The organism is Sulfurovum sp. MH2-6, from assembly GCF_058374785.1.
The window spans coordinates 536,676-560,373 of the sequence record NZ_CM178170.1; the positions used below are offsets into that span (position 1 = coordinate 536,676).

Genomic DNA, 23,698 nt, shown 5'->3' on the forward strand with positions numbered 1-23,698 from the left:
GGGCGGGTATAATCCCGTCCACACAAACACACGCGATCGTGGTGGAACGGTAGACACGCTATCTTGAGGGGGTAGTGCCTTCGTGGTGTGAGGGTTCAAATCCCTCCGATCGCACCATTAAACACCCATTTCATGGGACTTCAATCATATTTAAAATTTTAACTCTGATATACATTAAATCATTTCTTCTTTAACTATTCATTTTTGTACTTATTTAATCTTCAGCCAATGATTGATAACATATTTTCATTATTGTATAAAAAGGGGATTTCTTGAAAAAAGTCATAATAGCTGTTTTTAGTTTAGGGTTAGTAGGATGTATGGGGCCTACATTGCATACAAAAGAAGATTTATTAACAAAAGGTTTTAAAGACGAAGTTTGCTCAGATAAGTCTGTTAAAGAAACTTATAATATACTCTTAAAAAACATAGATGAATGTTATGATTATAGTGCTAGTGGTGTAGGGTATGGAGCTGCAGCATATAATTATAGTTTTACAAATCTTTATGAAGCGGATAGGTCCAAACATACAATTCTTACTCTTACAAGTGATAATGTAAATAATAAAACAACATATAACAAATATTATCAGATTAAACCTGGAAATAAACACTGTAAATCAGTAATTGTTGTGACTTCTTCAATTAGATCAATTTATGAAGAGCCTTATTTGTCAGAGAAGGGTGAAACTTGGGCTAATGAACTTAAATTATGGCTCAAAGGACAACGAAGTCAATGTCCTGCTAAAACACAATATTAACTAAACCTAGTATTACCAAGAAACAAGATTATAATCTTGTTTCTAATTTACTTTTGTAGATGCTTCAATAATTATGAATAAGATATGTTGCTTTAAAACTTTTTACTCCATGTGTTTTTAATATATTTAAATTTTTTAAGTCAGTTTCTTTATGATAAGTACCTATGATTAAAATTTTATTATTTATTTTTAGCTGTAGGTTTCCTCCTAAGCCAAATTCGTAATAGTCAACACCCTCAATATCATTTAAGTTCAAATAAGTAAGCTTCTTCCCATGATTTTCTAAATAATCTTTATCGTTATTAAAAATAATAACTTGTTTATCTGTAATAGCACAAGTTGCATAATGAAATACAGCTTGACTTTCTCCTAGAGGAGCAGATGCGGTTAAACAACGATATACACTTAAGAATTCACCTTTTTTATATAAATTATTTTTAGTCATTTTCTTAATAAAGATATCTTTGTTTGCTAGTGGTGGTTGTTCACCACATGCAGTCAAGATAAACAGACTTAAAAAAGCTAAAATAATTTTTTTCATGATTCTCCCCTGAAAGTTTAATGACAGATAATATCTTAAAATATCTTTTTATTAAGAAAGAAATTAGGAATGAATTTTGGCAGAGTCTGCCAGATTTGTAGGTCAATTGTTTGCCAACAGCTAACTTTTAAAATCATGGATGCCCTAAGGCAGGGCATTGTGAGAATTTGTTAAAGTGATAAATCCCTTTGATCGTACCATTTTATACTTCTTGATTCAATTTCATTTTTCTATTTTAACTTTAAAAGCAACACTTCTCTTGTGATGACAGCTTAGGTAAACAATTACTATTTTCAATCTATGATTCCCCTGTAGTTAAGTGCTGAACTCAAACGCAGGTTTGAATAGGATGAATCTATCCCAATGAAAAACCCGCTAGGCATAGAGAAGGATTTAGACTATATAAGTTACATATTATTAGGATTTTTTAATTAGCTATATAAAGCCAAATTTTATAAAAAGTGCCTTATCGAAAGAGAAAAAAACGTTAAAATCCCCTGAAACACCCTTATTTAGGGCATTTTAGGAGTTATTTAGCAATTTTTAAGAATAAAATGTGATATAATGATTTACATCTTATATTAAAGGAAGAAGCATGACAAAAGCTGAATTTGTAGAGTTGGTACAGAAGAATGGTGAATTTGAGAGCAAAGCGGCAGCAGAGAGAGCCGTAAAAGCATTTATTGATTCTGTAACAGAGGCACTGGTAAAGAAAGAGAGCGTTTCTCTTGTTGGTTTCGGAACATTCTCAACAGTAGATGTAGCTGAAAAATCTGGTAAAGTACCTGGTACAGATAAAACCTATACAAAACCTGCACATACTGCACCAAAATTCAAAATCGGTAAAACGCTTAAAGACGCTGTGGCGGGTGCTTAATTATTTTCGGTTACCCGTTTTTTGGGTAACCTTTTTCTGTATATATCTTCACGCTATTTAAAAATCATATTATTCTAACACGCGTTATCCAATTTTTTTGCACTGGAACAGTTTGCTACATTGTTTGTCACGTAAATGACAGTACCCAGCATCCAAATCAACATTGCACCGATAAATACTGATACGAAAATGATATTTTTATTATCTTTCTTTTTATGATCATCAGCTGCCATGCTATCTCCTTTTTCTATGTTTTATCTAGTATAGACTCCGGCTGTGTACTCTTTGTGTACTCTGCCAGTGACAACATGATATAATGTGCTCAAAAAAGAGAGACGATGAGAGTTGATGAGATGATAGGCCTGGGTGTAGCAGGGAACTTTGCACACCATCTTGAGCAGGCAGGCGAGCTTGAAGATTTTAAAGAGGTGCAGACAGAAGAGCCTGAGGCACCTAAAGGTATTTTCCCTTTTTATCTTCCTGGCAGTGACTCTTTTTTAGGTATCTATTCTGTTGCTACGAGTGAGTTGACATTGCCGGAGTATGAGGCCAATGCACAAGTAGAGCCTGAGATCGGAGTTCAGTTTGAGATTGTTTACGGTGATAACCACGAAGTAGTGGATCTGATCGCTGAAAGATTTACGGTATTTAATGACTGTACCATCCGTAAAGAGGGGGCGAAAAAAATATCAGAAAAGAAAAGCTGGGGTCCAAACTCCAAAGGGATCGGAGACAAGTGGATCGATATCGACAGGTTTGAAGAGGGGGGTGTAATGGACAGATACCATCTTTGCTCCTTTGTAAAACGTGACGGTGTACTGCATGAGTATGGTGTGGATGCTCCATTGCCCGGTTACAGCTATTTTTATACGAAGCTCAAAAACTGGCTGATAGAGAAGATGAATCACCAGAAGGATTTCGGTCCTTTGGAAAATATCGCAGAGCATCTCAAGAGGTGTCATTACCCATCACAAGCTTTGATATCTATAGGTGCAACAGCGTATGCCGAGTTTGGCGAGCATAACTATCTGCAAAGCGGTGATGAAGTCTACGTGATCGCATACGATGCAACGAAAGATGATGCAACATTGGCTGCCTCTGCATCCAAAGTGATACTGCACCAAAAGGTACAGTAATTCTCCTATAAGTATAGAAGGTAACTATGTTTAGAACGCTCATTCTTTCTCTGTTGACGCTCACCTTGGCGATGAGTGAAGAGCTCTTAACCGGATTTACGCTTTCTGATCAGCATTTTATGATCAAAACTGAGTCATACCATATCTACGACAGCAAAGGTAAGGTATTGAGGCTTTACCAGGAGAGAGGAGATGGAGAAGCGGCGGAGCTTTTATCTTTTACTCTGGATGACACAACGGGAGCCTGTCACGAGAGAAGTATAGAAGAGGGGAGTTATGAAATCAATGGCTCCATGATTACATTTTATACCCGCTGGGACAGACGGGGAAACTCCGATGCCCCTTATGGTGCCCGTATCAAAAGATACACTGTAGATGGAAATGGAGCGCTCAAACTCCTCTCAAGCAAAATCTACATAGAGACAGAACGTAAAAGTGAAATGCAAGAGAGTGCGATGCAGTATCTTTTTAAAGCGCCTGTGACTGAAAATGAAAAAGAAGCACTCCGAGACTATATAGAAAATACAGAAAAACGTTTCAAGGGAACATTTGTCTTCGGCAAGGAGGCAGAATCATTGATCAACGAGGTGAAGGCGGCACTCCATAGAAAGAGCCAAAGCGTTTGGCACTAAATCTGAAAGAGCACAAGGCTGAGGGCCATTACAAACATCCCCGCCACTACTCCGCCAAGTGCTGTGTGGTCATTCCCATAGCGCCTCGATGATGGAAGCAGTTCATCAAACGAGATATAGATCATAATACCGGCTACAATACCAAAAGAGATACCCAGTGTGAGATCACCCATCAGGGGAGCTAGCACCATATAGCCTAAGACGGCTCCGAGGGGTTCGGTCAGACCTGAGGCCAATGCAAAGAAAAATGCTCTCTTTTTACTGTTTGTTGCATAGTAGATTGGCAGAGCAACGGCTAATCCCTCCGGTATATTGTGTATAGCGATGGCAAAGGCGATAGCCATCCCTGTATTTCTATCTTCCAATGCCATGACAAACGTTGCAAACCCTTCTGGAAAATTATGTATAGAAATGGCAATTGCGGTAAAGAGTCCTACTCTGGAGAGTAGGCTGAACTGTGCATTGACCGTAGAGATATGATCTTCACCATATTCCAATGCATGGTGTGGATTGACCTTGTCAGGGATGATCTGATCAATGATAAAGGTAACCCCTATCCCTATGAAAAAGGCTGCAAGGCCCAGAGTTTCTCCCGGTAAAGTTCCATAATAGTGAGCAAAAGCACTTTGAGACTCTGTAAGTATCTCTACAAAAGAGATATAGATCATCACTCCTGCAGAAAAACCAAGTCCTATGGAGAGGAATTTTGTATTTTTCTCTTTACTGAAGAAAATTAAAAATGATCCTAAAACCGTTGACAAACCTGCAAAGAGTGTTAGAAAGAAGGCAGGAAGGAAACCTTCCAGAGTCAGTGTCTCCACACGCTCTCCTTTAGAGCTTACCTTTGATACTTTCTACAAACTCCGAGATATCATCATGCAGTGCCTGAAGATCCTCTTCATGCTCTACTTCATCTGCAAGGATCTCTGAGACGATATTATAAGTGACGATATCCTTATCCTTGGTCAACTCAGCAAGTTCTGAATAGACTGAGATAGCACACTGTTCTCCTTTTATGGCATCTTCAAGAATGGCAACCACATCAAAATCAGTTGGTGTTTCATAACCGCAGTTGGTATGCGTGAACCAGTTTTGCGGTGAAAGCAGAGGGGTGCCGCCAAGCTGCAGGATACGGTCTGCAACCATATTGGCATGCCTTAGTTCATCGGCAGCATGTTGTGTCAGTTCAGCGATAGCCGCGTCTTTCATGATACCTTTGACCACTTTTCCTTCTATAAAGTATTGATAGTAGGCTAGCCACTCATCTGCATAGGCTTTGTTAAGCAGCGTGATGATCTCACTGATCTCTACCCCTTTGATAATCGAATTACCTCTTTTTGCCATCTTGGATCCTTTCAATCTTATTAAATAAAATAATTATTATTAATCCATTGTAACGCTATTAAACTTAAATGGAAATAGTCCTTTTTTATACGCTAACGAAAAATTGGTTAAAATAGTGAAAACAGTTTGCAAGGAAGAACTTGAAGATCAGATATTTTTTTATAGCATTGGTGTTGGTGTTATTATACGGGTGTGAACAGGGTAATGTTTCCAAAGCACATCTGATGAATGATACGACAAAAAAAGAGGAGACCGGGGTATCTAACCAGAAGAAGTATAAAGAGGTGAATGAAACTCTGGAACTTCAAAAGTTGATAGGTGCCAACCAGGTCACTCTGGCAAAGATCGAAGCAGAGAAGGTACAGCAGCTGAAAAGCCTGGAGCTGGAGCAGTCAAAAGTAAAAGCACAAGAGGCAGCTGCCCTGCAGGAGAGTAAACTAGCGTATGAAAAAGAGTTGCAGAGTATGAAGCTCGAGCAGGAAAAAGCGCTTACTATGGCTCAGGAGAAAAGACTCTTGTCAAACCAGGATAACCAGAATAGATTTTACCAAACAGTGTTGATCGTCGGTACGTTGCTAGTACTGCTCGTACTGCTTCTTTTGTTATGGATTCACAGAAAGAACAAAGCCCAAGAGGCAAAAATGCATGAAGAGACTTTGAGGCATGAGGAGTTCATGCAGGCCAGCCAACAGCATCATGAAAAAATTACGAAGATGCTGGATATCGTAGTGGATGAAAAGACAGACAAGAATGTCAAAAAAGAGCTGGTAAAGCTTCTTAAAGAGCAGGGAGGAGAAGCCCCCGCTTTGTTAGAAAACAAAAAAGATAAATAGATTAGTCATAAGGGAAGAGAAAATGGGATATATCTTGTTGGCCGTGCTGACTATCACAGTACTTTATCTGATCACGATTTACAATACCTTGGTGGTTAGAAAAAACCGGATCGAAAATGGGTTTGCACAGATACAGGTGCAGCTCAAAAGACGGTATGATCTCATTCCGGCCCTAACCCAGTCAGTCAAGGGATACATGAAGTATGAGCAGGAGACACTTGAGGCTGTGATCAAAGCACGTAATGAAGCAAGCATGGCACTGTCGCATATCAAAGAGGTGGTCAACCATGCCCAAGATATCAAGAGACTCTCCCATAAAGAGCAGCAGCTGGTCAACCGTCTTGGCAGTATACAAGTGCTTATGGAGGATTATCCGGAGCTAAAAGCCAATGAGAATGTTTCTCGGCTGATGGAAGAGCTTGGAACGACAGAGAACCGTATCGCCTTTGCACGGCAGGCATTCAATGATTTTGTCTACAGTTTCAATGCATACCGTCAGTCTTTTCCCCAGAATATGATTGCCGATCGTTTCGGATTTGATCAGGATGCCTCTATGCTGGAGTTTGAGGATGCCAAAGCGATACAGCAAGTTCCCGGCACGTCGCTGTAAGGAAACGTAATGAACTTTTTTGAAGCACAGGAGAGGGCCAGAAAGAAGACCGGGCGACTTGTGGTGTTATTTATACTTTCTGTGGCCGGTCTGATCCTGGTAACGACCACTTTTGTCAGCTGGTTTTACTTTCACTATATTTCGGATGACGGTGCACCTTTCTCTTTTGAAAAATATTTTTACTCCCCGATATTTTTGGATGTGAGCGTGGTCATTTTTATGCTTGTAGGACTGGGAGCACTCTATGAATATATACAGCTTTCAAAAGGGGGAAAAAACGTAGCAGAAGCATTAGGAGGAAGAAAACTCAGTCCCAATAGTGCCAATGAGGCAGAAAAGAGGCTCCTGAACGTTGTAGAAGAGATGTCGATCGCTTCGGGTATCTTGACACCGACAGTCTATATGCTTGAAGAGAGCAGCATCAATGCTTTTGCAGCAGGTTTGACGATAGATGATGCGGTGATAGGCATTACCAAGGGGGCCGTAGAGAAACTCGACCGCAATGAGCTTCAGGGAGTGATCGCCCATGAGTTCAGTCATATCTTCAACGGAGATATGCGGCTCAATATGAATCTTGCTGCTACCCTCTATGGTGTGACGCTTATTGCGATGATCGGTGAGTTTCTTGTGCGGCATCTGAGATTCAGCAGCTCCCGCACCAGAAAAGGTGGAGGGGGTGCAGTGATCATACTGGGCTTCGGTCTTTTGGCGATAGGGTATATCGGTGTATTCTTCGCTTCATTGATCAAGGCCTCAGTAAGCAGGAGTCGGGAATATCTTGCAGATGCTACGGCAGTACAGTATACAAGGTACCCGGCCGGGATCGCAGGTGCACTCAAAAAGATACTCTATTATCACTCCGGTATCGACAGCCCCTCGGCAAAGAGCTATGCGCACTTCTATTTTGCACAGGGAGTTAGTTCGCTCTTTGCTACACATCCGCCTCTTAAAGAGCGTATCCATAGGATAGATCGCAAATGGGATGGACGAATCCCCGAATATGAAACATCTGAAAAGAAAGTTGTTTTTGGTGAAAAAGAGGAGCATAAAGCGAAACAGGAGCGATTTATCCAGGGTGCTGTAACAGCAGCAGCATTAGCCAGTGTAGGAACGATGGAAGAAGATGAGGTAAAACATGCACATGAGAGCGTGGAGAAACTGGATCAAGAGGTACGAGAGAAGCTCAACGATCCGCTAGGTGCACAGGCAGCCATCCTGGCACTTTTTTATGAAGAGGGTTACAGAGAGGCACACTTTGCATCTCTCAAAGAGCATAGCCCTTATCTGCTGCTTGAGTTTGCAAGCCTGGTTTCAAAAGGCGTGGAGGTTTACCAAAAAGAGGCACTGCTCATTATCTCCTTGGCACTGTACAGTTTAAAGGGACTCTCCGTAGAACAGTATCGTACTTTTGATACCTTGATGCAGACATTTGTGGATATAGATCAAAAAGTTTCGATGTATGAGTGGAGCCTGATGTACATGATACGCAGAAATCTCCAGATCTATTTTGGAGAACGCAAGGTTCCTAAAAAACTGAAACATACTCATATCGGTGCCATCAAAAATGAGTTGGAAATCGTTTTTTCCATGCTCATGCATGATCAGTATGAGAGCGAAGAGGCAGCGAGAAGAGCATATGCAGATGTAATGCGTACGATCGGAGCAGGAGCATTACAGTACCGTTATTCAGATACGATTTCTCATAAAATGTTCGAAAGTGCAATGAAAGAGATAGAACTTGCGAAACCCGGGGTGGCAAAACGTATCTTTGAAGGGGTGTTGCACTCGGTGAAGGTCGACAGTGTCGTTACACCGGGCGAGAATCTTTTTGTGCATGCCATGGCACTGCTTCTGCAGGTGCCACTGCCAAGAGAATTTATGTTACAAAAAGAGGTTAGTTAAACCAGCTTTTCACTCGATCAAATGCTGATTCGAACGTACTCTTGTGCGGTCTGCTTTCCACTCCGTAGCTCTCCTGAAGTTTTTCAAGCAGCTCACGCTGTTCGTCATTGATCTTTTTAGGCAGAACCATTTTGATCTGGGCGATCAAGCGACCTTTGCGCCCGCTGTGTACATCAGCAACACCTTCATCTTCGAAAATGAACTGTTCTTTGTCTTTTGTCCCCTGTTTCAGTTCAAGTTCCGTCTCTCCATCCAGTGTAGGGATCGTGATGGTCTCTCCCAGGATCGCTTGCGTGAAGAAAACCGGTACTTCGATATAGATATCGTTTCCGTTACGGATAAAGTTCTCATCCTCTTCTACGATAAATGTCAGGTAGAGGTCTCCGCGTCTGCCGTTTTTAGCCAGGTTTCCATGCCCCTGTGCTCTCAGGCGGTTCCCGGAGTCTACACCTGCCGGAATGTTAATGGTGATCGTCTCCTCTTCGGTCTTGTATCCTTTACCGCTACAGCTTGGACACTTCTCCGTAGCTTTTTGCCCTTCACCATGACACTTTGGACAGGTTTGTGCAAACTGCATACGTCCCTGGCGCATGACAACCTGACCCTGGCCACCACAGTAGTCACAGGTCTCGAGCTTGCCGTCTTTCGCCCCGGTGCCGTCACACTCTTCACAAGGTACTTTGTAGGTAATATCGATCTTTTTTTCACAACCGAACACCGCTTCATTAAATTTAAGCGGTACTTCTATCTCAAAATCGAGCGCATATTTTTGGCTAGGGTCACGTCTGGTTTGTCCAAAACCGCCGAAACCGCCGCCGCCTCCGAACATAGAGTTGAAGATATCCATGATATCATCCATATTTGCACCGCCGAAGCCGCCGCCCATACCTTGGCCTTCGAGTCCCGCTTTACCGTAACGGTCGTAGATCGCTCTCTTCTCATCATCGCTTAGTATCTGATACGCTTCGTTGATCTGTTTGAATTTCTCTTCTGCTTCTTTATCGTCCGGATTACGATCAGGGTGATACTTCATCGCAAGTTTACGGTAGGATTTTTTCAGTTCCGCACCGCTACACTCCTTGCTCACCTCAAGTACTTCGTAATAATCAAGTTCTGTCATATAGTTTACTCCATTGAGCTGTAGTGATTTTGGCGAATTCTACCATAATTTGGTTATAATCACAAAAATTAAAGATGAAGGTAAAAGATGGTAGTGCATATTGTAATGTTCAAGTTTAAAGAAGAACATAAAACAGCCAATATTGAACAGGCGAAAGAGATGTTGGAGAACTTGATGGGCAGAGTACCCACACTACAGAGTATGGAAGTCGGCGTGAACTTCGCAGATGAAGAACGTGCGATGGATCTCGGTATCGTGACGACTTTTTCCGATAAAGAGGGTTTGCAGGAGTATGCTGTGCATCCGGAACACCTTAAAGTGGTAGCGTTCATCAAGGGTGTAGTGGAGTACTCTAAAGTAGTAGATTACGTGAAGAGCTCGCAGTATGTGACGGAGTCTTTTGCCCTCATAAGATTCAAGATTATATTTCGATAGAATACTATTTTCAAAACTTTGAGAAACCGACTTTTGATGAGATTGCGTGGATGGTAGAACGTCAAGAGAAAAAAAAGAAAATCCAACCAGATGAGAGTAAAGGAAAATAATTTATGGAAGCAACAGTGCTAGAGCTCAATATCAACAACTTAGAAGAGAAATACGAATTTAACAAAGTAGCTAAACAGGCTTCAGGTGCAGTACTATACCGACAGGGGAAAGCCGTTCTTCTGGCAACTGTTGCTATCGATGAAACACCTGTAGATGAGGATTTCCTTCCTATGACGGTGCAGTATATCGAAAAGAGTTATGCCGCAGCAAAGATACCGGGCGGCTTTATCAAAAGAGAAACAAAACCCGGTGATTTTGAGACACTTACATCCCGTATTATTGACAGATCTCTTCGTCCGCTTTTCCCCAAAGGATTCCGTTATCCGGTAGTTATCACCGTGACCGTTTTGAGCAGTGACAGCGAAGTAGATATGCAGGTGGCGGCTTTACATGCTGCATCTGCCGCGCTTTTTGTATCAGATACACCGGTTTCACAAGCCGTTGCAGCAGTCCGTTTATCGAAGATAGACGGAGAAATAGTCGTCAACCCGACACTCTCAGAGCAGGCAGAGAGTACACTAGATCTCTTTGTTGTCGGTTCAGGTGAAGATGTCTTGATGATAGAGATGCGTACTGTTGCGCAAGAGATCATTGATGATGTGGTTGCTCCTACGATGGCAGAAGTACCATTGATACTTGAACATCACGAATGTAATGAGTTGGATGAGGATGCACTGCTTGAAGCAATCGAGGTGGCACAAAAAGCGATTTCGAAGGCTTCTGAAGCATACGAAGATGTCTTTGCACCGGTAAGCAGAGAAGCACTTGTATTGGAGCTGTTTGATACAAAAGTGGACAGTGAACTCTATGACTATATCGCAGCAAATTACAAAGAGGCCGTGGAAGAAGCCGTACAGTCTATGGCAAAAAGTGAAAGAAGTACGGCACTCAAGAAGGTACGTGCAGCGATCATGGAAGCGAAAGCGGCAGAGGGTGTAGTACTGGAGAAGGAATTGGTAAGCAATGTACTAGAATCCTACAAGAGAACTATCGTGAGAGCATTGATCCTGGATAAAAATATCCGTGCAGACGGTAGAGCGCTTGATGAGGTGCGCCCTATTGATATCGAGACCAATATCCTGCCTTCTGTGCATGGTTCATGTCTCTTTACAAGAGGACAAACACAGGCACTTGTGAGCGCAACACTGGGGACGGATAAAGATGCACAGATGTATGAACTCATCACTGAAAAAAGTTCACTTTCAGAGTCCTTTATGGTGCACTATAACTTCCCTGGATACTCAGTAGGTGAAGCGAAACCTGCAAGTGCGCCGGGAAGACGTGAACTAGGTCACGGTAATCTTGCTAAACGTGCACTGGAGCCTACCATTGATATCCGCAGAGAGGGTACTATCAGATTAGTCTCTGAGATACTTGAGAGTAACGGTTCCTCCTCTATGGCTACTGTATGTGGAGGTTCATTGGCACTAAGAGCAGCGGGAGTAGAGACACAAAAGCTTGTTGCGGGTGTGGCGATGGGACTTGTCACTGAGGGTGAGAAGTATGCCGTTCTGACTGATATTATGGGCCTTGAAGACCATGATGGTGATATGGATTTCAAGATCACGGGAACACGTGACGGAGTTACTGCGATGCAGATGGATATCAAACTGGGTGGGTTAGAGTTCCACATTCTCAAAGATGCACTGGCACAAGCAAAAAAAGGACGTTTACATATCTTGGCGCTTATGGAAAAAGCAGAAGAGGAGATGAAACCAAGCGAGGCACTCCCAACCATTGAGCATTTTACGATTGACCCAAGCCGTATCGTTGATATCATAGGTAAAGCAGGAGCAACGATCCGTGAGATCATTGAAAAATTTGATGTAAGCATTGACCTGGACAGAGAGGTCGGTGGTGTAAAAGTCAGCGGTGAGGATGACAGCAAAGTAGCCGCTGCCAGAGACCATATTGAAACAATTGCATCAAAACCTGTACCGAAACAGATGCAGTACGAGATCAACAAACAATACACAGGTAAGATCAAAAAGATCGTAGACTTTGGTATGTTCGTCGAGATGCCTGACGGTTTCGATGCGCTGCTTCATATCTCCAAAGTCTCGAAAGGGCGAGTAGATAACCTGGCAGAGCGTTACAATGAGGGTGATCCGATCGAAGTGGTGGTACTGGAGCAAAAAGGCAAAAAAGTAGAGCTCGCTACACCGGAATATTTGGGATAGCGAAGCAAAGTATAATCTACTTTTAGATAAAATTACGCCGTTATTACGAAGTGATAAGTAGGGAAACAGTTTGCATTTATGTGGCTGTTGGCAGTAGAGATACTGTTTACGCTAGCCGAACGGACTTTGGAAGACAGTCGTAGAGACTTAAAATCAACCAAATTTTGAAGGAATTATAATGAAAAAGATTTTTGTACTTTTCATGGCACTTGGTGCAGCTGCATTCGCAGGTGAAGGTGAATCTATGATCCAAGCTTACTCAGTAGTAGCTGCTGGTGTTGGTCTTGGTCTTGCTGCTCTTGGTGGTGCTATCGGTATGGGTCACACTGCTGCTGCAACAATCGCTGGTACAGCTAGAAACCCAGGTCTTGGTGGTAAACTAATGACTACAATGTTCATTGCTCTTGCGATGATCGAAGCACAAGTTATCTATACACTTGTTATTGCACTTATCGCTCTTTACGCTAACCCATTCCTATAATAGGAATTTTAAGCAATCTTTAAGTTTCGGGCGGGTATAATCCCGTCCACACAAACACACGCGATCGTGGTGGAACGGTAGACACGCTATCTTGAGGGGGTAGTGCCTTCGTGGTGTGAGGGTTCAAATCCCTCCGATCGCACCATTAAACACCCATTTCATGGGACTTCAATCATATTTAAAATTTTAACTCTGATATACATTAAATCATTTCTTCTTTAACTATTCATTTTTGTACTTATTTAATCTTCAGCCAATGATTGATAACATATTTTCATTATTGTATAAAAAGGGGATTTCTTGAAAAAAGTCATAATAGCTGTTTTTAGTTTAGGGTTAGTAGGATGTATGGGGCCTACATTGCATACAAAAGAAGATTTATTAACAAAAGGTTTTAAAGACGAAGTTTGCTCAGATAAGTCTGTTAAAGAAACTTATAATATACTCTTAAAAAACATAGATGAATGTTATGATTATAGTGCTAGTGGTGTAGGGTATGGAGCTGCAGCATATAATTATAGTTTTACAAATCTTTATGAAGCGGATAGGTCCAAACATACAATTCTTACTCTTACAAGTGATAATGTAAATAATAAAACAACATATAACAAATATTATCAGATTAAACCTGGAAATAAACACTGTAAATCAGTAATTGTTGTGACTTCTTCAATTAGATCAATTTATGAAGAGCCTTATTTGTCAGAGAAGGGTGAAACTTGGGCTAATGAACTTAAATTATGGCTCAAAGGACAACGAAGTCAATGTCCTGCTAAAACACAATATTAACTAAACCTAGTATTACCAAGAAACAAGATTATAATCTTGTTTCTAATTTACTTTTGTAGATGCTTCAATAATTATGAATAAGATATGTTGCTTTAAAACTTTTTACTCCATGTGTTTTTAATATATTTAAATTTTTTAAGTCAGTTTCTTTATGATAAGTACCTATGATTAAAATTTTATTATTTATTTTTAGCTGTAGGTTTCCTCCTAAGCCAAATTCGTAATAGTCAACACCCTCAATATCATTTAAGTTCAAATAAGTAAGCTTCTTCCCATGATTTTCTAAATAATCTTTATCGTTATTAAAAATAATAACTTGTTTATCTGTAATAGCACAAGTTGCATAATGAAATACAGCTTGACTTTCTCCTAGAGGAGCAGATGCGGTTAAACAACGATATACACTTAAGAATTCACCTTTTTTATATAAATTATTTTTAGTCATTTTCTTAATAAAGATATCTTTGTTTGCTAGTGGTGGTTGTTCACCACATGCAGTCAAGATAAACAGACTTAAAAAAGCTAAAATAATTTTTTTCATGATTCTCCCCTGAAAGTTTAATGACAGATAATATCTTAAAATATCTTTTTATTAAGAAAGAAATTAGGAATGAATTTTGGCAGAGTCTGCCAGATTTGTAGGTCAATTGTTTGCCAACAGCTAACTTTTAAAATCATGGATGCCCTAAGGCAGGGCATTGTGAGAATTTGTTAAAGTGATAAATCCCTTTGATCGTACCATTTTATACTTCTTGATTCAATTTCATTTTTCTATTTTAACTTTAAAAGCAACACTTCTCTTGTGATGACAGCTTAGGTAAACAATTACTATTTTCAATCTATGATTCCCCTGTAGTTAAGTGCTGAACTCAAACGCAGGTTTGAATAGGATGAATCTATCCCAATGAAAAACCCGCTAGGCATAGAGAAGGATTTAGACTATATAAGTTACATATTATTAGGATTTTTTAATTAGCTATATAAAGCCAAATTTTATAAAAAGTGCCTTATCGAAAGAGAAAAAAACGTTAAAATCCCCTGAAACACCCTTATTTAGGGCATTTTAGGAGTTATTTAGCAATTTTTAAGAATAAAATGTGATATAATGATTTACATCTTATATTAAAGGAAGAAGCATGACAAAAGCTGAATTTGTAGAGTTGGTACAGAAGAATGGTGAATTTGAGAGCAAAGCGGCAGCAGAGAGAGCCGTAAAAGCATTTATTGATTCTGTAACAGAGGCACTGGTAAAGAAAGAGAGCGTTTCTCTTGTTGGTTTCGGAACATTCTCAACAGTAGATGTAGCTGAAAAATCTGGTAAAGTACCTGGTACAGATAAAACCTATACAAAACCTGCACATACTGCACCAAAATTCAAAATCGGTAAAACGCTTAAAGACGCTGTGGCGGGTGCTTAATTATTTTCGGTTACCCGTTTTTTGGGTAACCTTTTTCTGTATATATCTTCACGCTATTTAAAAATCATATTATTCTAACACGCGTTATCCAATTTTTTTGCACTGGAACAGTTTGCTACATTGTTTGTCACGTAAATGACAGTACCCAGCATCCAAATCAACATTGCACCGATAAATACTGATACGAAAATGATATTTTTATTATCTTTCTTTTTATGATCATCAGCTGCCATGCTATCTCCTTTTTCTATGTTTTATCTAGTATAGACTCCGGCTGTGTACTCTTTGTGTACTCTGCCAGTGACAACATGATATAATGTGCTCAAAAAAGAGAGACGATGAGAGTTGATGAGATGATAGGCCTGGGTGTAGCAGGGAACTTTGCACACCATCTTGAGCAGGCAGGCGAGCTTGAAGATTTTAAAGAGGTGCAGACAGAAGAGCCTGAGGCACCTAAAGGTATTTTCCCTTTTTATCTTCCTGGCAGTGACTCTTTTTTAGGTATCTATTCTGTTGCTACGAGTGAGTTGACATTGCCGGAGTATGAGGCCAATGCACAAGTAGAGCCTGAGATCGGAGTTCAGTTTGAGATTGTTTACGGTGATAACCACGAAGTAGTGGATCTGATCGCTGAAAGATTTACGGTATTTAATGACTGTACCATCCGTAAAGAGGGGGCGAAAAAAATATCAGAAAAGAAAAGCTGGGGTCCAAACTCCAAAGGGATCGGAGACAAGTGGATCGATATCGACAGGTTTGAAGAGGGGGGTGTAATGGACAGATACCATCTTTGCTCCTTTGTAAAACGTGACGGTGTACTGCATGAGTATGGTGTGGATGCTCCATTGCCCGGTTACAGCTATTTTTATACGAAGCTCAAAAACTGGCTGATAGAGAAGATGAATCACCAGAAGGATTTCGGTCCTTTGGAAAATATCGCAGAGCATCTCAAGAGGTGTCATTACCCATCACAAGCTTTGATATCTATAGGTGCAACAGCGTATGCCGAGTTTGGCGAGCATAACTATCTGCAAAGCGGTGATGAAGTCTACGTGATCGCATACGATGCAACGAAAGATGATGCAACATTGGCTGCCTCTGCATCCAAAGTGATACTGCACCAAAAGGTACAGTAATTCTCCTATAAGTATAGAAGGTAACTATGTTTAGAACGCTCATTCTTTCTCTGTTGACGCTCACCTTGGCGATGAGTGAAGAGCTCTTAACCGGATTTACGCTTTCTGATCAGCATTTTATGATCAAAACTGAGTCATACCATATCTACGACAGCAAAGGTAAGGTATTGAGGCTTTACCAGGAGAGAGGAGATGGAGAAGCGGCGGAGCTTTTATCTTTTACTCTGGATGACACAACGGGAGCCTGTCACGAGAGAAGTATAGAAGAGGGGAGTTATGAAATCAATGGCTCCATGATTACATTTTATACCCGCTGGGACAGACGGGGAAACTCCGATGCCCCTTATGGTGCCCGTATCAAAAGATACACTGTAGATGGAAATGGAGCGCTCAAACTCCTCTCAAGCAAAATCTACATAGAGACAGAACGTAAAAGTGAAATGCAAGAGAGTGCGATGCAGTATCTTTTTAAAGCGCCTGTGACTGAAAATGAAAAAGAAGCACTCCGAGACTATATAGAAAATACAGAAAAACGTTTCAAGGGAACATTTGTCTTCGGCAAGGAGGCAGAATCATTGATCAACGAGGTGAAGGCGGCACTCCATAGAAAGAGCCAAAGCGTTTGGCACTAAATCTGAAAGAGCACAAGGCTGAGGGCCATTACAAACATCCCCGCCACTACTCCGCCAAGTGCTGTGTGGTCATTCCCATAGCGCCTCGATGATGGAAGCAGTTCATCAAACGAGATATAGATCATAATACCGGCTACAATACCAAAAGAGATACCCAGTGTGAGATCACCCATCAGGGGAGCTAGCACCATATAGCCTAAGACGGCTCCGAGGGGTTCGGTCAGACCTGAGGCCAATGCAAAGAAAAATGCTCTCTTTTTACTGTTTGTTGCATAGTAGATTGGCAGAGCAACGGCTAATCCCTCCGGTATATTGTGTATAGCGATGGCAAAGGCGATAGCCATCCCTGTATTTCTATCTTCCAATGCCATGACAAACGTTGCAAACCCTTCTGGAAAATTATGTATAGAAATGGCAATTGCGGTAAAGAGTCCTACTCTGGAGAGTAGGCTGAACTGTGCATTGACCGTAGAGATATGATCTTCACCATATTCCAATGCATGGTGTGGATTGACCTTGTCAGGGATGATCTGATCAATGATAAAGGTAACCCCTATCCCTATGAAAAAGGCTGCAAGGCCCAGAGTTTCTCCCGGTAAAGTTCCATAATAGTGAGCAAAAGCACTTTGAGACTCTGTAAGTATCTCTACAAAAGAGATATAGATCATCACTCCTGCAGAAAAACCAAGTCCTATGGAGAGGAATTTTGTATTTTTCTCTTTACTGAAGAAAATTAAAAATGATCCTAAAACCGTTGACAAACCTGCAAAGAGTGTTAGAAAGAAGGCAGGAAGGAAACCTTCCAGAGTCAGTGTCTCCACACGCTCTCCTTTAGAGCTTACCTTTGATACTTTCTACAAACTCCGAGATATCATCATGCAGTGCCTGAAGATCCTCTTCATGCTCTACTTCATCTGCAAGGATCTCTGAGACGATATTATAAGTGACGATATCCTTATCCTTGGTCAACTCAGCAAGTTCTGAATAGACTGAGATAGCACACTGTTCTCCTTTTATGGCATCTTCAAGAATGGCAACCACATCAAAATCAGTTGGTGTTTCATAACCGCAGTTGGTATGCGTGAACCAGTTTTGCGGTGAAAGCAGAGGGGTGCCGCCAAGCTGCAGGATACGGTCTGCAACCATATTGGCATGCCTTAGTTCATCGGCAGCATGTTGTGTCAGTTCAGCGATAGCCGCGTCTTTCATGATACCTTTGACCACTTTTCCTTCTATAAAGTATTGATAGTAGGCTAGCCACTCATCTGCATAGGCTTTGTTAAGCAGCGTGATGATCTCACTGATCTCTACCCCTTTGATAATCGAATTACCTCTTTTTGCCATCTTGGATCCTTTCAATCTTATTAAATAAAATAATTATTATTAATCCATTGTAACGCTATTAAACTTAAATGGAAATAGTCCTTTTTTATACGCTAACGAAAAATTGGTTAAAATAGTGAAAACAGTTTGCAAGGAAGAACTTGAAGATCAGATATTTTTTTATAGCATTGGTGTTGGTGTTATTATACGGGTGTGAACAGGGTAATGTTTCCAAAGCACATCTGATGAATGATACGACAAAAAAAGAGGAGACCGGGGTATCTAACCAGAAGAAGTATAAAGAGGTGAATGAAACTCTGGAACTTCAAAAGTTGATAGGTGCCAACCAGGTCACTCTGGCAAAGATCGAAGCAGAGAAGGTACAGCAGCTGAAAAGCCTGGAGCTGGAGCAGTCAAAAGTAAAAGCACAAGAGGCAGCTGCCCTGCAGGAGAGTAAACTAGCGTATGAAAAAGAGTTGCAGAGTATGAAGCTCGAGCAGGAAAAAGCGCTTACTATGGCTCAGGAGAAAAGACTCTTGTCAAACCAGGATAACCAGAATAGATTTTACCAAACAGTGTTGATCGTCGGTACGTTGCTAGTACTGCTCGTACTGCTTCTTTTGTTATGGATTCACAGAAAGAACAAAGCCCAAGAGGCAAAAATGCATGAAGAGACTTTGAGGCATGAGGAGTTCATGCAGGCCAGCCAACAGCATCATGAAAAAATTACGAAGATGCTGGATATCGTAGTGGATGAAAAGACAGACAAGAATGTCAAAAAAGAGCTGGTAAAGCTTCTTAAAGAGCAGGGAGGAGAAGCCCCCGCTTTGTTAGAAAACAAAAAAGATAAATAGATTAGTCATAAGGGAAGAGAAAATGGGATATATCTTGTTGGCCGTGCTGACTATCACAGTACTTTATCTGATCACGATTTACAATACCTTGGTGGTTAGAAAAAACCGGATCGAAAATGGGTTTGCACAGATACAGGTGCAGCTCAAAAGACGGTATGATCTCATTCCGGCCCTAACCCAGTCAGTCAAGGGATACATGAAGTATGAGCAGGAGACACTTGAGGCTGTGATCAAAGCACGTAATGAAGCAAGCATGGCACTGTCGCATATCAAAGAGGTGGTCAACCATGCCCAAGATATCAAGAGACTCTCCCATAAAGAGCAGCAGCTGGTCAACCGTCTTGGCAGTATACAAGTGCTTATGGAGGATTATCCGGAGCTAAAAGCCAATGAGAATGTTTCTCGGCTGATGGAAGAGCTTGGAACGACAGAGAACCGTATCGCCTTTGCACGGCAGGCATTCAATGATTTTGTCTACAGTTTCAATGCATACCGTCAGTCTTTTCCCCAGAATATGATTGCCGATCGTTTCGGATTTGATCAGGATGCCTCTATGCTGGAGTTTGAGGATGCCAAAGCGATACAGCAAGTTCCCGGCACGTCGCTGTAAGGAAACGTAATGAACTTTTTTGAAGCACAGGAGAGGGCCAGAAAGAAGACCGGGCGACTTGTGGTGTTATTTATACTTTCTGTGGCCGGTCTGATCCTGGTAACGACCACTTTTGTCAGCTGGTTTTACTTTCACTATATTTCGGATGACGGTGCACCTTTCTCTTTTGAAAAATATTTTTACTCCCCGATATTTTTGGATGTGAGCGTGGTCATTTTTATGCTTGTAGGACTGGGAGCACTCTATGAATATATACAGCTTTCAAAAGGGGGAAAAAACGTAGCAGAAGCATTAGGAGGAAGAAAACTCAGTCCCAATAGTGCCAATGAGGCAGAAAAGAGGCTCCTGAACGTTGTAGAAGAGATGTCGATCGCTTCGGGTATCTTGACACCGACAGTCTATATGCTTGAAGAGAGCAGCATCAATGCTTTTGCAGCAGGTTTGACGATAGATGATGCGGTGATAGGCATTACCAAGGGGGCCGTAGAGAAACTCGACCGCAATGAGCTTCAGGGAGTGATCGCCCATGAGTTCAGTCATATCTTCAACGGAGATATGCGGCTCAATATGAATCTTGCTGCTACCCTCTATGGTGTGACGCTTATTGCGATGATCGGTGAGTTTCTTGTGCGGCATCTGAGATTCAGCAGCTCCCGCACCAGAAAAGGTGGAGGGGGTGCAGTGATCATACTGGGCTTCGGTCTTTTGGCGATAGGGTATATCGGTGTATTCTTCGCTTCATTGATCAAGGCCTCAGTAAGCAGGAGTCGGGAATATCTTGCAGATGCTACGGCAGTACAGTATACAAGGTACCCGGCCGGGATCGCAGGTGCACTCAAAAAGATACTCTATTATCACTCCGGTATCGACAGCCCCTCGGCAAAGAGCTATGCGCACTTCTATTTTGCACAGGGAGTTAGTTCGCTCTTTGCTACACATCCGCCTCTTAAAGAGCGTATCCATAGGATAGATCGCAAATGGGATGGACGAATCCCCGAATATGAAACATCTGAAAAGAAAGTTGTTTTTGGTGAAAAAGAGGAGCATAAAGCGAAACAGGAGCGATTTATCCAGGGTGCTGTAACAGCAGCAGCATTAGCCAGTGTAGGAACGATGGAAGAAGATGAGGTAAAACATGCACATGAGAGCGTGGAGAAACTGGATCAAGAGGTACGAGAGAAGCTCAACGATCCGCTAGGTGCACAGGCAGCCATCCTGGCACTTTTTTATGAAGAGGGTTACAGAGAGGCACACTTTGCATCTCTCAAAGAGCATAGCCCTTATCTGCTGCTTGAGTTTGCAAGCCTGGTTTCAAAAGGCGTGGAGGTTTACCAAAAAGAGGCACTGCTCATTATCTCCTTGGCACTGTACAGTTTAAAGGGACTCTCCGTAGAACAGTATCGTACTTTTGATACCTTGATGCAGACATTTGTGGATATAGATCAAAAAGTTTCGATGTATGAGTGGAGCCTGATGTACATGATACGCAGAAATCTCCAGATCTATTTTGGAGAACGCAAGGTTCCTAAAAAACTGAAACATACTCATATCGGTGCCATCAAAAATGAGTTGGAAATCGTTTTTTCCATGCTCATGCATGATCAGTATGAGAGCGAAGAGGCAGCGAGAAGAGCATATGCAGATGTAATGCGTACGATCGGAGCAGGAGCATTACAGTACCGTTATTCAGATACGATTTCTCATAAAATGTTCGAAAGTGCAATGAAAGAGATAGAACTTGCGAAACCCGGGGTGGCAAAACGTATCTTTGAAGGGGTGTTGCACTCGGTGAAGGTCGACAGTGTCGTTACACCGGGCGAGAATCTTTTTGTGCATGCCATGGCACTGCTTCTGCAGGTGCCACTGCCAAGAGAATTTATGTTACAAAAAGAGGTTAGTTAAACCAGCTTTTCACTCGATCAAATGCTGATTCGAACGTACTCTTGTGCGGTCTGCTTTCCACTCCGTAGCTCTCCTGAAGTTTTTCAAGCAGCTCACGCTGTTCGTCATTGATCTTTTTAGGCAGAACCATTTTGATCTGGGCGATCAAGCGACCTTTGCGCCCGCTGTGTACATCAGCAACACCTTCATCTTCGAAAATGAACTGTTCTTTGTCTTTTGTCCCCTGTTTCAGTTCAAGTTCCGTCTCTCCATCCAGTGTAGGGATCGTGATGGTCTCTCCCAGGATCGCTTGCGTGAAGAAAACCGGTACTTCGATATAGATATCGTTTCCGTTACGGATAAAGTTCTCATCCTCTTCTACGATAAATGTCAGGTAGAGGTCTCCGCGTCTGCCGTTTTTAGCCAGGTTTCCATGCCCCTGTGCTCTCAGGCGGTTCCCGGAGTCTACACCTGCCGGAATGTTAATGGTGATCGTCTCCTCTTCGGTCTTGTATCCTTTACCGCTACAGCTTGGACACTTCTCCGTAGCTTTTTGCCCTTCACCATGACACTTTGGACAGGTTTGTGCAAACTGCATACGTCCCTGGCGCATGACAACCTGACCCTGGCCACCACAGTAGTCACAGGTCTCGAGCTTGCCGTCTTTCGCCCCGGTGCCGTCACACTCTTCACAAGGTACTTTGTAGGTAATATCGATCTTTTTTTCACAACCGAACACCGCTTCATTAAATTTAAGCGGTACTTCTATCTCAAAATCGAGCGCATATTTTTGGCTAGGGTCACGTCTGGTTTGTCCAAAACCGCCGAAACCGCCGCCGCCTCCGAACATAGAGTTGAAGATATCCATGATATCATCCATATTTGCACCGCCGAAGCCGCCGCCCATACCTTGGCCTTCGAGTCCCGCTTTACCGTAACGGTCGTAGATCGCTCTCTTCTCATCATCGCTTAGTATCTGATACGCTTCGTTGATCTGTTTGAATTTCTCTTCTGCTTCTTTATCGTCCGGATTACGATCAGGGTGATACTTCATCGCAAGTTTACGGTAGGATTTTTTCAGTTCCGCACCGCTACACTCCTTGCTCACCTCAAGTACTTCGTAATAATCAAGTTCTGTCATATAGTTTACTCCATTGAGCTGTAGTGATTTTGGCGAATTCTACCATAATTTGGTTATAATCACAAAAATTAAAGATGAAGGTAAAAGATGGTAGTGCATATTGTAATGTTCAAGTTTAAAGAAGAACATAAAACAGCCAATATTGAACAGGCGAAAGAGATGTTGGAGAACTTGATGGGCAGAGTACCCACACTACAGAGTATGGAAGTCGGCGTGAACTTCGCAGATGAAGAACGTGCGATGGATCTCGGTATCGTGACGACTTTTTCCGATAAAGAGGGTTTGCAGGAGTATGCTGTGCATCCGGAACACCTTAAAGTGGTAGCGTTCATCAAGGGTGTAGTGGAGTACTCTAAAGTAGTAGATTACGTGAAGAGCTAATGAAACATACCAAGATCGAAGCTTTTGAAAACCTTGTCGAGGCATTCCAGTCTCTGCCTTCTATCGGTAAAAAATCAGCCGTGCGCCTTGCTTACCATGCAGTGATGGAGGATGGGTTCGGTGCGATGAAGCTGGCACATGCACTGGAGACAGGGGTCAATACGATCCAAAAGTGCCGAAAGTGTCACAATATGAGTGAAGATGAACTCTGTGCGATCTGTTCGGATCCTTACCGTGATACGACAAAGCTCTGTATCGTACAGTCGGCAAAAGATATTCTGACCATTGAAGAGAGCAGACAGTTTAACGGTGTCTACTATGTGGTCTCTGAGGTCAGTGATATGGATGAGGCGCATCTTTTTTATGCGGTTGAAGGGGTAGAGGAGATCATCTTTGCTTTCCCTCCGAGTATTGCAACCGATACCATGATACTCTATATCGAAGATAAACTGCAGGGGAAAGAGATCGTATTTACTAAAATCGCCCAGGGGGTCCCTACAGGTGTAGAGCTTGAAAATATCGACGTCATGTCGCTCTCAAGGGCCTTGGAGTCTAGAGTAAAGATCTAAT

At 41.9% G+C, this 23,698-nt stretch carries 29 protein-coding genes and 2 tRNA genes; 21 read left to right on the forward strand and 10 right to left on the reverse strand.

Annotated elements, in window-relative coordinates; translation table 11 throughout:
- Positions 1–32: 32 nt before the first annotated feature.
- Both AC4JOV_RS02570 and AC4JOV_RS02575 read left to right on the forward strand, forming a co-directional pair.
- A tRNA-Leu gene (locus AC4JOV_RS02570) sits at positions 33–117 on the forward strand.
- Between the two features lie 155 nt (positions 118–272).
- Positions 273–761 carry a hypothetical protein gene (locus tag AC4JOV_RS02575; protein ID WP_229936683.1) on the forward strand — a complete coding sequence of 163 codons (489 nt, stop codon included), beginning with the start codon at positions 273–275 and terminating at the stop codon, positions 759–761.
- A 64-nt stretch (positions 762–825) separates the two neighbouring features.
- Here the strand turns inward: AC4JOV_RS02575 and AC4JOV_RS02580 are convergent, their stop codons facing one another.
- Positions 826–1,302: a lipoprotein gene (locus AC4JOV_RS02580; RefSeq protein WP_229936682.1), complete on the reverse strand. Its 477-nt coding sequence runs from the start codon at positions 1,300–1,302 to the stop codon at positions 826–828.
- 595 nt (positions 1,303–1,897) lie between these two features.
- Here AC4JOV_RS02580 and AC4JOV_RS02585 point away from each other — a divergent pair.
- The gene (locus AC4JOV_RS02585; protein WP_229936681.1) at positions 1,898–2,179 is read left to right on the forward strand and encodes an HU family DNA-binding protein; all 282 of its coding nucleotides are present in this window, start codon (positions 1,898–1,900) and stop codon (positions 2,177–2,179) included.
- 74 nt (positions 2,180–2,253) lie between these two features.
- Here the strand turns inward: AC4JOV_RS02585 and AC4JOV_RS02590 are convergent, their stop codons facing one another.
- Positions 2,254–2,412 (reverse strand): hypothetical protein, encoded by a 159-nt coding sequence (locus tag AC4JOV_RS02590; RefSeq protein WP_229936680.1) that lies wholly within the window; start codon positions 2,410–2,412, stop codon positions 2,254–2,256.
- Positions 2,413–2,517: 105 nt separating this feature from the next.
- Here AC4JOV_RS02590 and AC4JOV_RS02595 point away from each other — a divergent pair, with 105 nt between their 5' ends.
- Both AC4JOV_RS02595 and AC4JOV_RS02600 read left to right on the forward strand, forming a co-directional pair.
- Positions 2,518–3,315 (forward strand): DUF5718 family protein, encoded by a 798-nt coding sequence (locus tag AC4JOV_RS02595; RefSeq protein WP_229936679.1) that lies wholly within the window; start codon positions 2,518–2,520, stop codon positions 3,313–3,315.
- 26 nt (positions 3,316–3,341) lie between these two features.
- Positions 3,342–3,947: a hypothetical protein gene (locus AC4JOV_RS02600; protein ID WP_229936678.1), complete on the forward strand. Its 606-nt coding sequence runs from the start codon at positions 3,342–3,344 to the stop codon at positions 3,945–3,947.
- Here AC4JOV_RS02600 and zupT (AC4JOV_RS02605) read toward each other — a convergent pair.
- Together zupT (AC4JOV_RS02605) and AC4JOV_RS02610 are read right to left on the reverse strand one after the other, a co-directional pair.
- Entirely contained in the window at positions 3,944–4,768 is an 825-nt protein-coding gene (gene zupT, locus AC4JOV_RS02605; protein ID WP_229936677.1) for a zinc transporter ZupT, read from the reverse strand. The genes AC4JOV_RS02600 and zupT (AC4JOV_RS02605) overlap by 4 nt on opposite strands.
- A 10-nt stretch (positions 4,769–4,778) precedes the next feature.
- Entirely contained in the window at positions 4,779–5,291 is a 513-nt protein-coding gene (locus AC4JOV_RS02610) for a ferritin-like domain-containing protein (RefSeq protein WP_229936676.1), read from the reverse strand.
- Between the two features lie 140 nt (positions 5,292–5,431).
- Between AC4JOV_RS02610 and AC4JOV_RS02615 the strand changes: the two genes are divergently transcribed.
- From AC4JOV_RS02615 to AC4JOV_RS02625, 3 genes are read left to right on the forward strand one after another with little or no spacing between them, the layout of a single operon-like run.
- Entirely contained in the window at positions 5,432–6,124 is a 693-nt protein-coding gene (locus AC4JOV_RS02615) for a hypothetical protein (RefSeq protein ID WP_229936675.1), read from the forward strand.
- Between the two features lie 22 nt (positions 6,125–6,146).
- Positions 6,147–6,734, forward strand: coding sequence for a LemA family protein (locus AC4JOV_RS02620; protein ID WP_229936674.1), 588 nt, complete (start codon positions 6,147–6,149; stop codon positions 6,732–6,734).
- Between the two features lie 9 nt (positions 6,735–6,743).
- The gene (locus tag AC4JOV_RS02625) at positions 6,744–8,636 is read left to right on the forward strand and encodes a M48 family metallopeptidase (protein WP_229936673.1); all 1,893 of its coding nucleotides are present in this window, start codon (positions 6,744–6,746) and stop codon (positions 8,634–8,636) included.
- Here the strand turns inward: AC4JOV_RS02625 and dnaJ (AC4JOV_RS02630) are convergent.
- Positions 8,629–9,756, reverse strand: coding sequence for a molecular chaperone DnaJ (gene dnaJ / locus AC4JOV_RS02630; RefSeq protein ID WP_229936672.1), 1,128 nt, complete (start codon positions 9,754–9,756; stop codon positions 8,629–8,631). The genes AC4JOV_RS02625 and dnaJ (AC4JOV_RS02630) overlap by 8 nt on opposite strands.
- An 87-nt stretch (positions 9,757–9,843) precedes the next feature.
- Between dnaJ (AC4JOV_RS02630) and AC4JOV_RS02635 the strand changes: the two genes are divergently transcribed.
- The 5 genes from AC4JOV_RS02635 (at position 9,844) to AC4JOV_RS02655 (ending at position 13,752) form a co-directional block, all read left to right on the forward strand.
- Complete coding sequence (locus AC4JOV_RS02635) at positions 9,844–10,191, forward strand: Dabb family protein (protein ID WP_491522175.1); 348 nt, start codon at positions 9,844–9,846, stop codon at positions 10,189–10,191.
- A gap of 113 nt (positions 10,192–10,304) precedes the next feature.
- Positions 10,305–12,482: a polyribonucleotide nucleotidyltransferase gene (locus AC4JOV_RS02640; RefSeq protein WP_229936685.1), complete on the forward strand. Its 2,178-nt coding sequence runs from the start codon at positions 10,305–10,307 to the stop codon at positions 12,480–12,482.
- Positions 12,483–12,660: 178 nt separating this feature from the next.
- Complete coding sequence (locus AC4JOV_RS02645; protein WP_229936684.1) at positions 12,661–12,963, forward strand: F0F1 ATP synthase subunit C; 303 nt, start codon at positions 12,661–12,663, stop codon at positions 12,961–12,963.
- A 60-nt stretch (positions 12,964–13,023) separates the two neighbouring features.
- A tRNA-Leu gene (locus tag AC4JOV_RS02650) sits at positions 13,024–13,108 on the forward strand.
- 155 nt (positions 13,109–13,263) lie between these two features.
- The gene (locus AC4JOV_RS02655; protein ID WP_229936683.1) at positions 13,264–13,752 is read left to right on the forward strand and encodes a hypothetical protein; all 489 of its coding nucleotides are present in this window, start codon (positions 13,264–13,266) and stop codon (positions 13,750–13,752) included.
- A 64-nt stretch (positions 13,753–13,816) separates the two neighbouring features.
- On the opposite strand, the gene AC4JOV_RS02660 is transcribed toward AC4JOV_RS02655, so the two are convergent.
- Positions 13,817–14,293 (reverse strand): lipoprotein, encoded by a 477-nt coding sequence (locus tag AC4JOV_RS02660; protein ID WP_229936682.1) that lies wholly within the window; start codon positions 14,291–14,293, stop codon positions 13,817–13,819.
- A gap of 595 nt (positions 14,294–14,888) precedes the next feature.
- Between AC4JOV_RS02660 and AC4JOV_RS02665 the strand changes: the two genes are divergently transcribed.
- Positions 14,889–15,170, forward strand: coding sequence for an HU family DNA-binding protein (locus AC4JOV_RS02665; RefSeq protein ID WP_229936681.1), 282 nt, complete (start codon positions 14,889–14,891; stop codon positions 15,168–15,170).
- 74 nt (positions 15,171–15,244) lie between these two features.
- Here AC4JOV_RS02665 and AC4JOV_RS02670 read toward each other — a convergent pair whose 3' ends face one another.
- Positions 15,245–15,403: a hypothetical protein gene (locus AC4JOV_RS02670; protein WP_229936680.1), complete on the reverse strand. Its 159-nt coding sequence runs from the start codon at positions 15,401–15,403 to the stop codon at positions 15,245–15,247.
- A gap of 105 nt (positions 15,404–15,508) precedes the next feature.
- Between AC4JOV_RS02670 and AC4JOV_RS02675 the strand changes: the two genes are divergently transcribed.
- Positions 15,509–16,306 (forward strand): DUF5718 family protein, encoded by a 798-nt coding sequence (locus AC4JOV_RS02675; RefSeq protein ID WP_229936679.1) that lies wholly within the window; start codon positions 15,509–15,511, stop codon positions 16,304–16,306.
- 26 nt (positions 16,307–16,332) lie between these two features.
- Positions 16,333–16,938 carry a hypothetical protein gene (locus tag AC4JOV_RS02680; RefSeq protein ID WP_229936678.1) on the forward strand — a complete coding sequence of 202 codons (606 nt, stop codon included), beginning with the start codon at positions 16,333–16,335 and terminating at the stop codon, positions 16,936–16,938.
- Here AC4JOV_RS02680 and zupT (AC4JOV_RS02685) read toward each other — a convergent pair.
- Positions 16,935–17,759, reverse strand: coding sequence for a zinc transporter ZupT (gene zupT / locus AC4JOV_RS02685; protein ID WP_229936677.1), 825 nt, complete (start codon positions 17,757–17,759; stop codon positions 16,935–16,937). The genes AC4JOV_RS02680 and zupT (AC4JOV_RS02685) overlap by 4 nt on opposite strands.
- Before the next feature lie 10 nt (positions 17,760–17,769).
- Positions 17,770–18,282, reverse strand: coding sequence for a ferritin-like domain-containing protein (locus tag AC4JOV_RS02690; RefSeq protein WP_229936676.1), 513 nt, complete (start codon positions 18,280–18,282; stop codon positions 17,770–17,772).
- Positions 18,283–18,422: 140 nt separating this feature from the next.
- Here AC4JOV_RS02690 and AC4JOV_RS02695 point away from each other — a divergent pair, with 140 nt between their 5' ends.
- From AC4JOV_RS02695 to AC4JOV_RS02705, 3 genes are read left to right on the forward strand one after another with little or no spacing between them, the layout of a single operon-like run.
- Positions 18,423–19,115 carry a hypothetical protein gene (locus tag AC4JOV_RS02695; RefSeq protein ID WP_229936675.1) on the forward strand — a complete coding sequence of 231 codons (693 nt, stop codon included), beginning with the start codon at positions 18,423–18,425 and terminating at the stop codon, positions 19,113–19,115.
- Between the two features lie 22 nt (positions 19,116–19,137).
- On the forward strand, positions 19,138–19,725 hold the full coding sequence (locus tag AC4JOV_RS02700; protein WP_229936674.1) for a LemA family protein: 588 nt from the start codon (positions 19,138–19,140) through the stop codon (positions 19,723–19,725).
- A 9-nt stretch (positions 19,726–19,734) separates the two neighbouring features.
- Positions 19,735–21,627, forward strand: a complete 1,893-nt coding sequence (locus tag AC4JOV_RS02705) for a M48 family metallopeptidase (RefSeq protein ID WP_229936673.1) — start codon at positions 19,735–19,737, stop codon at positions 21,625–21,627.
- Here the strand turns inward: AC4JOV_RS02705 and dnaJ (AC4JOV_RS02710) are convergent.
- Positions 21,620–22,747 carry a molecular chaperone DnaJ gene (dnaJ, locus tag AC4JOV_RS02710; protein ID WP_229936672.1) on the reverse strand — a complete coding sequence of 376 codons (1,128 nt, stop codon included), beginning with the start codon at positions 22,745–22,747 and terminating at the stop codon, positions 21,620–21,622. The two genes, AC4JOV_RS02705 and dnaJ (AC4JOV_RS02710), sit on opposite strands and share 8 nt — an antisense overlap.
- Positions 22,748–22,834: 87 nt before the next feature.
- Here dnaJ (AC4JOV_RS02710) and AC4JOV_RS02715 point away from each other — a divergent pair, with 87 nt between their 5' ends.
- Both AC4JOV_RS02715 and recR read left to right on the forward strand, forming a co-directional pair.
- Positions 22,835–23,128, forward strand: coding sequence for a Dabb family protein (locus tag AC4JOV_RS02715; protein ID WP_229936671.1), 294 nt, complete (start codon positions 22,835–22,837; stop codon positions 23,126–23,128).
- Positions 23,128–23,697 carry a recombination mediator RecR gene (gene recR, locus AC4JOV_RS02720; RefSeq protein ID WP_229936670.1) on the forward strand — a complete coding sequence of 190 codons (570 nt, stop codon included), beginning with the start codon at positions 23,128–23,130 and terminating at the stop codon, positions 23,695–23,697. Before AC4JOV_RS02715 ends, recR begins: the two co-directional genes overlap by 1 nt.
- The last annotated feature ends 1 nt before the right edge of the window (position 23,698 follow it).